This window comes from Providencia sp. PROV119 (assembly GCF_028482435.1).
In the GTDB taxonomy this organism is placed as follows: domain Bacteria; phylum Pseudomonadota; class Gammaproteobacteria; order Enterobacterales; family Enterobacteriaceae; genus Providencia; species Providencia stuartii.
Genome location: NZ_JAMPQL010000013.1, coordinates 172,988 through 187,850, shown reverse-complemented (window position 1 = coordinate 187,850; position 14,863 = coordinate 172,988). Strand labels below are relative to the sequence as shown.

The 14,863-nt window shown below is 36.6% G+C and carries 17 protein-coding genes and 2 pseudogenes; 14 read left to right on the top strand and 5 right to left on the bottom strand.

The genetic code is table 11. From position 1 onward, the window contains the following. The first annotated feature begins 24 nt into the window (after nt 1–24). The 3 genes from PSF11_RS12865 (at nt 25) to PSF11_RS12855 (ending at nt 1,062) form a co-directional block, all read left to right on the top strand. Complete coding sequence (locus tag PSF11_RS12865; protein WP_004915940.1) at nt 25–297, top strand: glutaredoxin family protein; 273 nt, start codon at nt 25–27, stop codon at nt 295–297. A gap of 44 nt (nt 298–341) precedes the next feature. After that, nucleotides 342–803, top strand: coding sequence for a Cu(I)-responsive transcriptional regulator (gene cueR / locus PSF11_RS12860; RefSeq protein WP_014657352.1), 462 nt, complete (start codon nt 342–344; stop codon nt 801–803). Between the two features lie 61 nt (nt 804–864). After that, a complete protein-coding gene (locus PSF11_RS12855; RefSeq protein WP_004915936.1) occupies nt 865–1,062 on the top strand; it encodes a heavy-metal-associated domain-containing protein in 198 nt (65 codons plus the stop codon). 172 nt (nt 1,063–1,234) lie between these two features. Here the strand turns inward: PSF11_RS12855 and rraB are convergent, their stop codons facing one another. After that, complete coding sequence (gene rraB, locus PSF11_RS12850; RefSeq protein ID WP_072503013.1) at nt 1,235–1,654, bottom strand: ribonuclease E inhibitor RraB; 420 nt, start codon at nt 1,652–1,654, stop codon at nt 1,235–1,237. A gap of 163 nt (nt 1,655–1,817) precedes the next feature. Here rraB and argF point away from each other — a divergent pair, with 163 nt between their 5' ends. Beyond that, complete coding sequence (gene argF / locus PSF11_RS12845; RefSeq protein WP_072502712.1) at nt 1,818–2,843, top strand: ornithine carbamoyltransferase; 1,026 nt, start codon at nt 1,818–1,820, stop codon at nt 2,841–2,843. Between the two features lie 106 nt (nt 2,844–2,949). Here the strand turns inward: argF and PSF11_RS12840 are convergent. The 4 genes and pseudogenes from PSF11_RS12840 to PSF11_RS12825 form a co-directional block, all read right to left on the bottom strand. Beyond that, nucleotides 2,950–3,318, bottom strand: a pseudogene (locus PSF11_RS12840) (HAD-IA family hydrolase); the annotation flags it as partial. Between the two features lie 111 nt (nt 3,319–3,429). Beyond that, on the bottom strand, nt 3,430–5,307 hold the full coding sequence (locus tag PSF11_RS12835; RefSeq protein WP_072502711.1) for a metallophosphoesterase: 1,878 nt from the start codon (nt 5,305–5,307) through the stop codon (nt 3,430–3,432). A gap of 84 nt (nt 5,308–5,391) precedes the next feature. Continuing rightward, a complete protein-coding gene (locus PSF11_RS12830; RefSeq protein ID WP_004915914.1) occupies nt 5,392–6,600 on the bottom strand; it encodes an adenosylhomocysteinase in 1,209 nt (402 codons plus the stop codon). A 30-nt stretch (nt 6,601–6,630) separates the two neighbouring features. Continuing rightward, a complete protein-coding gene (locus PSF11_RS12825; protein ID WP_272682827.1) occupies nt 6,631–7,875 on the bottom strand; it encodes an MFS transporter in 1,245 nt (414 codons plus the stop codon). A gap of 346 nt (nt 7,876–8,221) precedes the next feature. On the opposite strand from PSF11_RS12825, the gene PSF11_RS12820 reads away from it, so the two are divergent. The 10 genes and pseudogenes from PSF11_RS12820 (at nt 8,222) to PSF11_RS12775 (ending at nt 14,491) form a co-directional block, all read left to right on the top strand. Next, entirely contained in the window at nt 8,222–9,211 is a 990-nt protein-coding gene (locus tag PSF11_RS12820) for a LacI family DNA-binding transcriptional regulator (RefSeq protein WP_105874313.1), read from the top strand. Between the two features lie 170 nt (nt 9,212–9,381). After that, nucleotides 9,382–9,518 (top strand): annotated as a pseudogene (locus PSF11_RS12815) (IS6 family transposase); the annotation flags it as partial. Between the two features lie 14 nt (nt 9,519–9,532). Continuing rightward, nucleotides 9,533–9,805, top strand: coding sequence for a hypothetical protein (locus tag PSF11_RS12810; protein ID WP_225829606.1), 273 nt, complete (start codon nt 9,533–9,535; stop codon nt 9,803–9,805). A gap of 182 nt (nt 9,806–9,987) precedes the next feature. Beyond that, on the top strand, nt 9,988–10,137 hold the full coding sequence (locus PSF11_RS12805; protein WP_004915905.1) for a hypothetical protein: 150 nt from the start codon (nt 9,988–9,990) through the stop codon (nt 10,135–10,137). 15 nt (nt 10,138–10,152) lie between these two features. Beyond that, entirely contained in the window at nt 10,153–11,088 is a 936-nt protein-coding gene (gene pyrB, locus PSF11_RS12800) for an aspartate carbamoyltransferase (RefSeq protein WP_004915903.1), read from the top strand. Nucleotides 11,089–11,101: 13 nt separating this feature from the next. Further along, nucleotides 11,102–11,566: an aspartate carbamoyltransferase regulatory subunit gene (gene pyrI / locus PSF11_RS12795; protein ID WP_004915901.1), complete on the top strand. Its 465-nt coding sequence runs from the start codon at nt 11,102–11,104 to the stop codon at nt 11,564–11,566. Between the two features lie 104 nt (nt 11,567–11,670). Beyond that, nucleotides 11,671–12,057, top strand: coding sequence for a 2-iminobutanoate/2-iminopropanoate deaminase (gene ridA, locus PSF11_RS12790; protein WP_004915899.1), 387 nt, complete (start codon nt 11,671–11,673; stop codon nt 12,055–12,057). Nucleotides 12,058–12,335: 278 nt separating this feature from the next. Further along, entirely contained in the window at nt 12,336–12,785 is a 450-nt protein-coding gene (locus tag PSF11_RS12785; protein WP_004915894.1) for a GNAT family N-acetyltransferase, read from the top strand. A 419-nt stretch (nt 12,786–13,204) separates the two neighbouring features. Beyond that, entirely contained in the window at nt 13,205–13,372 is a 168-nt protein-coding gene (locus tag PSF11_RS12780; RefSeq protein WP_004915890.1) for a hypothetical protein, read from the top strand. Between the two features lie 165 nt (nt 13,373–13,537). Then, on the top strand, nt 13,538–14,491 hold the full coding sequence (locus tag PSF11_RS12775; RefSeq protein WP_072502709.1) for a hypothetical protein: 954 nt from the start codon (nt 13,538–13,540) through the stop codon (nt 14,489–14,491). The last annotated feature ends 372 nt before the right edge of the window (nt 14,492–14,863 follow it).

The window sequence follows — 14,863 nt, the reverse complement described above, 5'->3', positions numbered from 1 at the left end:
GGCTATACCAATCGAAAGGAGAACATGATGGCGCTGACATCTCAACCTAAAATTACAATTTACACCACCCCCACCTGCCCCGATTGCCAATTGCTCAAAGAGTGGTTGGTTAAAGAGCAACTTACATTTGACGAGCGGGATCTGACCGACCCACAAATTATGGCCGAGGCGAAGGCGCGTACTGGCGTACGTGTCGCGCCAATTACCCTAATTGGAGAGCATCTATTTTACGGCACTTTTGCCTCACAAAAACCAAACATTATCGCCGCTCTTAAACGGGCAAAAGAGAAGTCATAAGCACCTTGTTTCAAGGGGTATCATACTGTTGGAGAGGTAAAATTATGAATATTGGTCAAGCAGCCAAACTTTCTGGTATCTCAGCAAAAATGATCCGTTATTATGAACAAACAGGTTTGCTCCCCAAGGCTAAGCGTACCGATGCAGGATACCGTTATTACAATCAATCCGATGTCGATAGCTTTAATCTTATCCGCCGCGCTCGAGCACTCGGTTTTTCCACTGAACAAATTTCTGTTTTACTGTACTTATGGCGGGATAGAGAACGCACTAGCGCCGATGTTAAGGCGATGGCACTCACCCATCTTTCCGAGCTAAAAAGAAAAATCAATGAACTACAAGCTATCGCTAAAACATTAGAAACACTGACTCAACATTGCCATGGCGACAATAAACCTGATTGTCCGATCATTGAAAATTTAGTGAACCCAACAAAGCGCGATGAGACGCCGCCAGCTAAAAATCGTCGATTCGATAATTTCTCAATGCGTATGGTAAAAAATTGATTGACCTTCCAATAGGGGGAAGCTTTATATTGATTAACGTATTGATAATAGGAGTGTAAAAATGATTAATTTAACTATCCCAAAAATGGCTTGTGATGGCTGCGCGAAATCAATCAAAAAAGTGGTATTAGATATTGATGCGCAAGCACAGGTTGAAGCAGACCCTGCGACGAAAAAAGTGCAGATCAACAGCCGTATTGATGAAAGTATTTTCCGTACCGCACTCAGTACAGCAGGGTACCCAGCAGATCCAGCTTAAGAAAGGTTTATTGATAGCTGGCTGACTAAGATAGATATGCCATGTTAGCCAGTTATTTAGGATATGGATTGAATCGTTAACTATTTTTCGGTCATCATGTGCCTGCTTTGTTGTTAGGATCAACATATCAAAAGCAGGCAATTACACGGTTTAAATTACAGCCTTTGCCGAATTAATGGAAACGTTCTCCACCTTCTTCGCCGTCTTCGTCTTCGTCTTCGTCATCATATTCAGCATCAGGGTCTTCAAAGTAAGTTCCCCAACCATCATAGTTGATACCTAATTTTTCAGCTAACTTCATCAACTGTTCAACTTGCGCATCGATCAACTCTGCATTAAGTGCACTTTCGCTGATCACATCACAACACATTAGCGTCACACCATTTTCGACTTCCAACTCTTCCGCATCAGTGACTTCATAGCCTAATTTAAAGGCTTCTACCGCTGCTTTTTCTAGTAGTTCAAAATTGTCTGCTGAGAAATGGTGTTCAATTGCATACAATGCATCAGGATCACTGCCATCTTCCAGTAACTCTTCAATAATTAGACGCGTTTCTTCGTATTGTGCCTCTAACTCAGCTTTATCCACCATATCCACACCTCTTTTTTCATTATCGCTAGTCTCTAGGCCATTCTCCCATAGGGCTGCCAGTGACACCATACCTGAATGAATAATTTCTTTTCTATTGGGGGTTGATTTTGAATTTTTATGAATATAAATTGAATATTAATTCAAATAAAAAAGGCTGAATTTTATGAACCCCTTCTATAAAAAGCATTTTCTTAGGTTACTTGATTTTACACCTAACGAAATTCATTCATTATTGAAACTGTCAGCATGGCTAAAAGCACAGAAGAAAGCTGGCCTCGAAAAACCGCTACTCGCGGGTAAAAATATTGCCCTTATCTTTGAAAAAGACTCTACACGCACACGCTGCGCCTTTGAAGTTGGAGCGTTTAATCAAGGAGCTAGAGTGACTTACCTTGGCCCTTCCGGTAGTCAAATCGGGCATAAAGAGACCATGAAAGATACCGCGAGAGTGCTTGGTCGGATGTATGATGGTATTCAATATCGGGGGTTTAGTCAGTCAACGGTTGAAACCTTAGCAACACATTCGGGAGTGCCTGTATGGAATGGATTAACGAATGAATTCCATCCCACACAGTTATTAGCCGACTTACTCACTATCCGAGAACATCAACCGAACAAGCCTCTATCCGAAATTAAATTTGCTTATTTAGGCGATGCGCGTAACAACATGGGGAATTCCATGCTAGAAGCCGCCGCACTGACGGGGATGGACGTGCGTTTAGTTGCACCCAAAAGTTGCTGGCCGGAAGCTGAATTAGTTGAAATTTGCCAAAAAGCGGCGCTGAAAACGGGAGGGAAAATCACGCTCACTGAGGATGTCACTGAAGGGGTCAAAGGTGCAGATTTCCTGTATACCGACGTTTGGGTGTCAATGGGTGAAGCAAAAGCAGTCTGGGCTGAACGAATTCATTTACTTAAGCCATATCAAGTGAATATGGATGTCATTAAGCTCACTGGTAACCCAGATGTCAAATTCCTACATTGTTTACCTGCATTTCATAATGAAGATACTACCCTTGGCGCACAACTCGCTAAAGAGTTTGATATGTGGGGAGGTTTGGAAGTCACGGAAGAGGTTTTTGAATCCCCTTACAGCATTGTGTTCGATGAAGCAGAAAACCGTTTACACACAATCAAAGCGGTAATGGTTGCAACATTAGCACCTGAATTACCTCGTGGTGTTATTTAATTGAGTGGCTTAGGTCGGTGGTGCCTACTCATAAAATTGAGGTAATAGGCACCACAATATCGCACAGACTCGAACTCAGCCTAATTGAAATCGGCGATACGGTGACTTAAGGTCTTTCGCCATTAGCCAGTCGAATATTTATCTTCTCTATAAGATCAGGTAGCTCAGCTAATGTCCCTATCACATAATGCGCCCCCGCAGTAAATAATTTATTAGCTGCTTGCTGGCGTAATTGTGTGGTGTCATCGGCTGACATGCTTTGATATTCATCCCATGTTTTACCAAACTCATTACCTGATAAAGCAAGACCAACACTCCACATACCCGCATTACGCCCTTCTTCAATACCCGGTGCCGCATCATCAACCTTAATGCAATGGGCAACTGAATCGATACCCAATTCAATGACATTTTGTAGCGCCATCCATAAGCCAAGGCGACCACCCGCCGCTAAATCATCACTCGCAATCCAATAGTATCCGACCGAACGGCAACCAAAAACTTTAAATACAGGTAAGCTGTAACGGTCAACTAAAAATGGAGACTACCTTAGCCATTCTCAACGACCTAAAATAGTCTCCAAATGTCACTTGCTTATTTTTATTTGGTAAGTCATCCACTTTTTATCTTGGCTATTCAACTTCAGTTCATATTGATTATTCCATAAGAACGTCGCTGACTTGTCTGTGTAATGCGGTAATACTAAATGCATTTGTACTGGTAAGTCAGAAATTATGCGATAATTATTTTTAGGTTTAGAATATTCATGGTGTGAGGAAATATATTTACTGAAAATATCAATATTTCTTTCATTTCCAATATCTAAATAAGGGCTATCTTTATTATTTTGAAAAAAAGGCGCATATTTACTAGCAACAATAATAAAGGAATCTTCGTCCGTTATTTCTATACCATTATAACGAATATTAGATATCCTTCCTTTTTTCACCTGTTCATTCCGCTTACCAGACAAGTCGTATAACGGCTGATTGCTAATATTTACATCATATGTCAACCCTATTATTGGGTAAAATAGAAAACTATGAAACTGATTATTTATCAAAGGAGTAGAGTCACCATCAGGGGAGTTGTATATATTCGAGCTCATTTCTAACCATTCAATTATCTGCTGTTTATTTACTCTTAGGGCGGATAAATAAGCAGGGTAGAAAATTTGATTTAAGTCTCTATTCGTAAGCTTTCTATCCTGTATATCAATGATATAATTATCGTCATTTAATGAAAAAGAAGGTGAAATAGAAACAAGCAGCTTATCATTTTCATTTGTGTAATTTTTCATATAATCATGAATTGAATCAACAAGGAGTGTTGTTAAACTTTCATTTCCTATTAAATTAAAATTATTATCAATTTTAAATTGATCAAGACTGACATCCTTATCTAAATCTTTTTTTAAGTCTATTTCTGTATCATTTATACATGATAATACACTTTTAATAGTATTTTCCGCAGCAGGCACATCACTTTTTTCTAACTGATAACCTTTACTACTTTTAATAAGCCATTGCCCATTCTTTTTTTCAAGGTTAAAGGTTATTGCAGATACTGACTCCCCCCATTTCCCTGGTTGTGCGGCTGGCTTATCAAATATTTTTCCTGATTCAATATTAATATTTTCATGCACTATCGTTTTTTTAGAAGGAAATATTTCATGAGTATGACCAAATAAAACACCATCAATATTTGGATTTCTTGCAAGATAATATGCTACATTCTCCATTCCATATTCAATTGGTGATACATCAATCCCTGAATGGGATAAAGCAATTACAAGATCTGCACCATCCTTTCTAGCCTTATCTGCTGCGCTATTGGCAGATTCTAGCATATCAAAAAATATAATTTTATTTTCCAGTTTACTTTTATTAAAAAGCATTGTTTGCGGAGGAACCAAGCCTATGTAAGCAATTTTCAATGAGTGATGTTTACCTACGTCATCGATTACATTTTTTTCTTTTATAATATACTCAGGATAAAGGCTTTCCTGTTTTTCTTTATCAATAACATTACTTAAAACCACAGGAAAGTTTGCACCTGAATAAGACTTCTTTAAAAAATCAACGCCATTATCAAAATCATGATTACCTGGAGTTGCGACATCATAATTTAGGGCATTCAAGCTGCATATAATAGGAGAAATATTATAATAGGCATCATTCTGATTATAACGTTTAATGACATGATTACCGATTGGGTTTCCTGATAAAAGATCGCCAGTATCAACTAAATAAGTATTTTTATGGTCACGTCTAAACTTTTCAATAGTGCCTATCCATGATATCAAACCATAATTTTCGCTTTTAGTATTACTGTAATAGTTATCATCACTAATAAAAGAATGGATATCTGATGTACTGAGTATATTAACCTCAACTAAATTATCAGCATACGATGATGAGATTAAAACGCTTATTAATAATGAACCAAGAAATATTCTCTTCATATTATTATCTCAAAATTAATTTATTATAATAATTGTTTTGCACTAAACATTAATGTTTATTAAGTCATTACACCTTGACTCAAATTAATGCGTGATCCAATTATCACAGGCGAGTTGCGCCACTTTCATTTCTATATCAAAAGGAACTGGTTGTGGGATATTTTTTAATGTTTTACTACTGAGTGCTATTTTTTCTAAGCTTAATGTTTGTAGCGCCAGTCCTAAATCCATCACTTCAATAGGATTACCATTACCTGCGGATAAATTGACTAAATTTGCATCAGACATTAAAAATATATTTTTACCTGTTTTCAGTTGGTATCTGTTGATATTAGGCGTGACGTCTTCGCAACTAGATGTGATGGAATTCAGCGCTTTTATATCAACTTCACGTTGAAAGTGCCCTGCATTTGCCACAATGACATTATCTTTCATTGCCGTAAAATGCTTCGAGGTCAGTATGTTATCTCGTCCCACTACACTGACAACAAAATCAGCATCACACAAAGTATCCAAAAGTTCCGCGGTCTGAAAACCTTCTAAATGTGCCTCCAACCGAGTCAGTGGATTTGTGTCAACAACAGTAACATGAGCCCCCATTCCTCTGAAGCGCTGCGCTACACCAGAACCACAATATCCATATCCGATAACGACAACCTTTTTACCGTGTATCATCACATTAGTCGCATGAGCAATACTTTCAACAACTGATGAACCGACGCCATATCTGTTTTCTATAATTCGCTTAGACTGAGTATCATTAATAATGAGTGTTGGCCAAAGTTGAGAAACAAAGTTTTCTCGTAAACGATTTGCACCTGTTGTTGTCTCTTCAGTTGCACCAATAATTGTCTTTTGTAACGACTTAAATTTAGGATCAGTCAGGACTAGTTCATGCAAATCAGCGCCATTATCAGCAATGATGCAAGGGTTCATTTCTAATACCTTTTTACAATAGGTAATATGATCCTCAAATGACTCGTTTCTTCTCGCAAAAACACTGACATTCATATACTTAACCAATGCTGCGGCTGTTTCATCCTGTGTCGAACCAGGAGAGCCTGTAATGGCAATTCTTGCGCCACCTTTTGTTAAAGCTTCAAGCCATACTCCTGTTTTCGCTTCAACATGCAAACAAATGCCAATAGTCATTCCTTTAAAAGGCTGTTCCTGTTCAAGTCTTTTTATTAAATGCTTCATAATAGGCATATGTGTTTTTGCCCAATTAATACGCTTCATCCCAAGTTCTGCCAAACTCATATCTTGAATAGAGTACTGATCGATATCTAACATAATATATACCTCAAAAATTTTACATTTTTATTAAACATGAATTTTTTTAACATTGTTTTTTTTAAAAATCAGATAGACCACATAAGCTAGTGTAAATACAAGCGTATAACTAGTGAATATAATCCAGAACATTTTCCAATCAACAACACCATTCGTTGTATTAAGGTCTAATACCCAACCACTCAGTATTGCCCCTAAAAAAGTACCAAAACCATTAACCAATGTAGTAAATACACCTTGCGCGGTAGATCGAAATTGCGGGGTTATTTCTTTTTCCAAAAATAAAGAACTAGATATATTAAAAAAATCAAATGCACAACCATAAATTATCATAGAAAGAAATAACACCATGGTTCCTATATATGTAAAATCGCCATAAGCAAATAATCCAAAACGTAATATCCACGCAATCATACTTAGTAATAAAATTTTCTCTATTTTTATGTGCCTTAATAACAATGGGAGTAGCAATATAAAAAAGACCTCAGAAAATTGCGATATTGATAAGAATATTGTCGGATGCGCTGAAAAAATTGAATTTTTGGCTTCAGGTAATTCAGAAAGGTCTTGTAAAAAAGGTACGCCTAATGTATTTGTGATCTGTAAAACAGATCCTAAGAGCATAGAAAAAAACAGAAAAACAACCACTTGAGGCTTTCCAAATAGAATTTTTAAGTCGCTAAATTCAAAAGCATGAGGAGCATCTATTACAGATTTACTGTGATTATTTATTGAGATAAAAACAATAGAATAAATACTCAAAATAACAGAAGCAATTGCAGCAATGTACAGTTGATAATAGCTAGTTTCTAATTCCAATAAACTAATTATCCACATTGCGGATATAAACCCAACCGTTCCATACACTCTAATTTTAGGAAAATATTCTTCTGAATTTAATTTCTCCTTACCAATAGTTTCAAAAATTATGCTATTGCATATCGACATTGTTGGCATATAAAAAAGAAGATGAAACAATGTCATTAAAAAAAGTAAGCTAAATGAAGAACTATGCGCCATTAGAATTAGAAAAAATGCTGATATCAAATGAGTTGTGACATAAACTAATTTTCTATTGTTGATTTTATCTGCTATTAGACCGATTAAAATAGGTGAGCATAATGATGCTATTCCTAGTGTGCTAAATATTAACCCTACATCCCCACCTTTAAAATGAAGGGTATTGAGCATATATGATGCAAAGGTAACTAACCAAGAGCCCCATATGAAAAACTGTAAAAATGAAACTATTTTTAATCGAGTGATTATACTCATGATAGTCTTTTTACCTCACGAAATAATATATAAATACACTTATTTATTATGGGAGCCGAGGCATTGCACTTAAAAATATTTTTAACTTAAATTAATCACAGTCTATCCCATAAACGCTTATCATGTTCAATTAATATACTCACTAACTAGTAAGAATAAAGTGATGTACTTCACAATAGGTTATACGTATGACTTGATGGTGATCATATCATTGAAGAATGCTGATAAATTAGTAGGCTCAAATAGGTTTTATCCCTTAGTATTAATACATGCGGTCATTACCTATTTGATATAAGAATATATTATTATTTATCTATTGATTATGTTTTTTATTGTTGGAGAGAAAATGTCTACGGTTAATAGCAAAGATGTCGCCCGTTTAGCGAATGTATCACAATCAACAGTATCTCTCGTATTCAGTGGTCGTTATCATGGCAGAGTATCTGATAAAACGCGCGAAAAAATTCTCAGCGTTGCAAAAGAACTTGGTTATCATCCCAATATTAATGCGCAAGTTTTACGCAGTGGGAATTCTAAGACTATCGCCTTTATTGTCCCAGATATTCAGCAACCTTATTTTGCAAAAGTTGTTCATGCAGCAGAAATTTTCGCAACCAAATCTGGTTATTCTTTAATTCTTTTAGATAGTTATGCTAACAAACAATGGCATGAGCATCTAATATCATTATTTCAAAGTAAGCTTATCAGTGGCGGTATAATTTACTCATGTGACAAGAAAAACATCGAATTATTAAGATATTACCGAGAAAAACTGATATTTATTGAGTCTGATGACGAAAAAAACAACGATATTTGCTTAGAGGTAAAAAAAGCGATCGAATCTATATTTTACATTGCAAGTAAAATGAAACGATTCAGAGTTGGTTCTTTTAGAACTGATCTTCCAAGGCAACACTTCTTAACGCGACATGAACTTTTTGATCAGCAATTCAATTCATTAGAAAATCCAGAAAAATCTAAGCATATCGTGTATTCATCATTCAATCTCGCGCAATCAACTGAGAATGCAGAGATATTACTGCAGCAAAAACCCAATATTGTTTTTTGTGATGACGATATTTTAGCAGGTGCTATCTATCGGGCAGCAAAACACCTGAACATTCATATTCCTAACGATGTGGCAGTAATAGGATTCAATGACACAGATCTTTGCAGCTATTTGAACCCAGAATTATCTACCGTACAAATTCCGACTCAATACATAGGGGAAATCGCTATCAAAATGCTATTAGAAAAAATATCAAATAATCCACAAATCATAGAAAAACAGTTCGTTACGTTAAAAGTTGTTACTAGAGGGTCGACACAAGCTTAATCCTCGAATAAATATCAAGAAACTTGATTTTAAGTGAAAGGAGACGGTCGAGTATTCGATGCGTTGATTATAGGATAAACTGCACTTTTTGTGGGCTTGTTGCAAAAATTGTCGAAGTGAACAACATTAAGGTCATTGCTCGCTTCTTTAGGAAAAGTCATGTCACTAAAGTCAGTGATATGCTGGCCGAACACGGTATGTCGGTTCATCGCTCGACAAATTATCGTTGGTTTATTGAATATGCACCGATACTCCATAAAAACTCAAAAAATATCAATTTATTCGAGCTGTCTCTTCTTGGCAGCTCTTGGGGAGCATTCGATGCCGATGGGATTAGTGCTGGGCATGAGTGCTATGCGCATAATGTCGGTGTTAGCGCAATCTCCAGCACCTCTGCAACTCTTACCTTCTCCGAAATATAATCATGGTCAGCCGTGGTTGCGGATAGAAAAAGGCAGTCCTAATGGAGTGACGGATTTATTGCTACCCCAAAAGGGTGATCCGTTTAACGAAATTTACCTCAAAGAAAAAGCATGGTGGCAGATGTATGAGCCTGATATTTTAGATAAAGGTCAGGGTGTTATTGATGATTAAATTAGAACGACTCGCTAAGCGACTCAGTCAATGACAAATATCTCTCTGATTTGACTGTTTTTATACAAAATAACTGGAAACGTAAGTGGACTTAGACGCAAAAAAATCTATTTTTCTGTATGCAAACGCTTGCGTCATGAAAAGACACGCGTATAATGCGCCACAATTTGCCGGGAGAAAACATGAACGCTGTTGCTCTATTTGTTTCAAAGAACACCTCCACTGCACTGCCTTCTGGCGGTCTGGACAGCCTGTTTTTCCCCTCCGTATTTCAAGAAAAGCCCCTCATTGAGGGGCTTTTTTTTGGCCTTTCACCTTATACGTCTTGCTGACACAGGAGAACAACGATGCCGAACCCTCTATACCTACGCGACATAATCTCAATTAATGATTTAGATCGCACCGACCTTGAACTTGTGCTCAAAGTGGCTGCCTCCCTAAAACAGCAACCTCAGCCAGAATTTTTAAAACATAAAGTCATCGCCAGTTGTTTCTTCGAAGCGTCGACTCGCACACGTTTATCCTTTGAGACCGCAATTCACCGCCTAGGAGCATCTGTTGTGGGGTTTTCTGACAGCACCAACACGTCACTGGGGAAAAAAGGTGAAACACTCGCAGATACCATTTCGGTGATCAGCCAATATGTCGATGCTATCGTGATGCGCCACCCACAAGAAGGTGCTGCACGCTTAGCCAGCCAATTTGCGGGGGAAATTCCCATTATCAATGCTGGTGATGGTTCAAACCAACATCCAACACAAACACTACTCGACCTCTTCACTATCCAAGAAACCCAAGGTCGTCTTGAAAACCTACAAGTCGCAATGGTGGGTGATTTAAAATACGGCAGAACAGTCCATTCACTGACACAAGCCCTCTCTAAATTTGAAGGCAATCACTTTTATTTTATTGCGCCAGAAGCGCTATCTATGCCAATCCATATCCTGCATCTTCTTGAAGAAAAAGGCTCCACATACAGCTTACATAACAATATTGATGAAGTGCTGCCTGAGTTGGATATCCTTTATATGACACGAGTACAGAAAGAACGTTTAGACCCGTCTGAATATGCCAATGTCAAAGCGCAATTTGTACTCCGTGCCGCAGATTTACAAGATGCCAAACCCAATCTTAAAGTTTTACATCCATTACCGCGCGTTGATGAAATCACTGTTGATGTTGATAAGACCCCTTACGCCTACTATTTCCAACAAGCGGGTAACGGCATTTTCGCAAGGCAAGCTTTGTTGTCTCTGGTTTTAAATAAAGAATTGGCCATCTGAGGAGAAACACATCATGACACACGATCATAAATTACAAGTTGAAGCAATTAGTTGTGGCACTGTCATCGACCATATTCCTGCTCAAATTGGTTTTAAGCTATTGAGTCTATTTAAACTCACCTTAACAGATGAGCGCATTACCATCGGTTTAAATTTACCCTCGAATAACTTGGGGAAAAAAGATTTAATCAAAATCGAAAATACTTTTTTGACACCAGAGCAAGCCAACCAATTAGCGATGTATGCACCAGAAGCAACCGTTAATCGTATCGAAGACTACCAAGTAGTTGAAAAATTAGAGTTACGATTACCTGAATATATCGACAATGTATTGATTTGCCCAAATAGTAACTGTATTAGCCATAATGAGCCGGTGTCTAGTAGCTTTAAGGTGAAAAAAATGGGCAAAGAAGTGGCGCTAACCTGTAAATTTTGTGAAAAAGAGTTCGACAGAGACGCCGTTATTAATAACCAATAAATGAGATTCGTGTGACCACGGCTTTGTATGTGAGCTTCAAAGCTTTATACTGAACTTCTATAAGCGAAAGTTACCACTTTTTTACCTGATTAAACGGAGTATTTATGTCATACGAAATCAGTACAGAAAACGCACCGGCAGCTATTGGCCCTTATGTTCAAGGTGTTGACTTAGGCAGTATGGTCATTACATCTGGCCAGATCCCTGTTGATCCAAAAACAGGTGAAGTGCCTGAAGATATCGCGGCACAAACTCGTCAATCACTCGCAAACGTGGCAGCTATCTTAGAAAAAGCAGGCCTTAGCGCTGCCAATATCGTGAAAACCACGGTATTTGTGAAAGATTTGAACGATTTCGCAACCGTAAATGCAACTTATGAAGAGTTTTTCAAGCAGCATAATGCACCATTCCCAGCGCGCTCTTGCGTTGAAGTTGCCCGTTTACCGAAAGATGTAAAAATCGAGATCGAAGCGATCGCTGTTCGTAAATAATTTACCTATCATTGGAAAACCTGCTAAATAAAATTGGCAGGTTTTTTTATCAATGCCCCAATGTATTTCCTACCGACACAATAAAATATTTTGTGCGCTATCTTGTTATTTCACCACCATTCCGGCATATTTGAGCCGCATTTTAAATTGCCAATTCGGCTATGCCATCAATTTCACTAAGGGGGTTACCATGCGTAAAAACAATCTAAATAAACTCACTGCATATTCTATTCATTCATAATTTAGAGAAGGTTTGCTTCTCTAAAAAGGAGAAGTTAATGGTAACACTTGTTGAGCTGAATCAAGATAACTGGGAAGATTGTGCTGATTTGCAAGTATCAGAGGAACAATCACAATTTATTGCTTCCAATTTATATTCAATTGCCGAAGTCCAATTCTTACCACGGTTTATCGTTAAAGGGATCCAGCATCAAGAAACACTCGTTGGGTTAGTCATGTATGGCATTGACCCTGACGATGGGAATTATTGGATTTATCGCTTTATGATAGATGAATCTCATCAGCGTCAAGGCTATGGTTTGCAGGCCATGCTTTTATTAATTGATGAGATAAAGTCATCAAATAAGGATAATATTCCTGCCATTATGATTGGCTATCACACCGATAACGTGGGTGCACACCACTTTTATCAGAGTGTCGGGTTTGAATTTCAAGGCCTAGCTGATTGGGGGGAGTATTTAGCTAAGTTTGATTTAATCAAACAATAACCCTTTTGATTTAAAAGCGTGACTTGAAGTGACCTCCAATAACTGGGCAACCAATTATTGGGGGTCTTTTTGTATTCAATGGGATTGGCAATTAAAGCCATCACAAAGGATAATAAGTATTGCTCAAATAATATGCTATTGAGGTTTATCTTTAGAGTCACCCTTGATTATCCAAAAATAATTCACTTATATATCAATAGATTAAAATATAGTCGAGCATTAGAAAATATCTATTAGCGATATTAATTACAATGCTAACAACAACCCCTTTGACTTCTCCTTCGGACCACTTATTGGTTTAGGATTATGAATTGATATTATTAATGTTGTTTTCACTCGTACAGAAACTAGAGAAAAATGGCGTAAGTTCTGTCTGCATATGGAAGAAAAAGAGGAATCACGCAATAAGCCAGACTTGAATGGCTATACAAGGCCTTTTCATTGAAGCTCGGCTCTTAGACAGCGGATTAAAACTAACTTTTGATAATGAAATGAAGCTCACTTCTAAATTAGAAGGGGAATTTAGTGGCAGTATTAACTTTAGGTTAGTGGTGGATAAAAATAGGATCGGTTTAACCGTAACTTAAATTCAATTATAAATTTGAGGTTAAAGCTGGTATAGTGGGAAATGAACAAGTCAATTAACAGGTTCTACTACCAATAAATTTAAATGAGAATTTCTCCCAGAAGATATAGTTCTCGCTCCTAAGGCTGAAGGTACGATACCTATTTATCATTTTAACGGGTAAATTATGATTAAGAAAATACTATTATTAATGTTGATCTTCATTTCATCTAATGTTGCTGCCACAAAAATGCATGATAATGAACTAAAAAAATATGACTATAAAATAGGTATTGATTTAAATCAATGTGGGATGGAACTATATGTTAATGATGTAATGATGATATATAATTCTGATATGAATAAATTCAATACTACATTTGGTATTGGCTCCTTTCTTAAAGAAAAAAACAACAAAATCAGAATCGTATTACTTTCACTAAATAAAAATTCCGAAATCTTCACTACAGGTACCGAGTGTAATTTTGAGTTTCTAGCTAGAGATAGATTTGAAAGTGATAAGTTAAACCATATTTCACTTATTAGTTACAGACCAAACGAAGATATTGATTTTAACATAAAAAAAGCATCTCACTATAAAAATTCGAACATTAACTGGGGAGAACTAGCGGATGATTTAAAGGTTGAGTTCGTTGATAAGAATAATAAGTACTATAGAATGACTCAACAATTTAATATCAGAGAAGACTTTCCAGCTTGGAAGTGGACTACATCATACCAATTTAATGATAACATTAAATTTTTTAATGACCTCCCTCTTGAACAGCAAGCTAAATTAAAAGAGATTTATACCGAAATATGGGATGCTTTTAACCGACAAGATGAGAAAAAAATAAAACTATTGTTTAATGAGATGTTAGAAGAATCAAGTTCCGCAGATGGAGGGAGCGTTGAATCATATTATAACTCCCTTGGTTTTTCTATGCTTTTCGACAAAGAGCAGTATCAGTTAAAACCACTCAATATTTCTAGTAATAGTAAGATCTCTAAATACCTTGATAATCGTGTTATTTCAGTTTTTAAGTCACCAATCGCTTTTAAAGATTTAGAGTCTGGTCAGTCTATTGGTATTAATCCGAAATTACGCTTTGATGGTGAAAAATTTATTATTTCTAGATAATAATACTTTAAACATCAATAATCCTCATTAGTAATTCAAACTCGGGCCATGTTAAACATGGCCCTACACAAATGATGATAGACCCATGTCCACTCCCTCCCCATTAATGAAGAATAGACATTATTAGCAGAGCAAGAGACAACTGTTAAAGAGGGTTAGTTTAAATCCAATGCTAAAAATAGCAAAATTCAAAAAGAATTAATCAGTAATACACAGTTGTAGGAAGCTATTAATTATTGATAACCCATTGTTCTTTCTAGACTAAAACTATCACCAAGTTAAATATTGCATTTTATAATTATAAAAATATGCAGATGGTGAAATCTTTACAACAACGCCTTATCTATCCATTATTGATGGTAAAGTTACAAT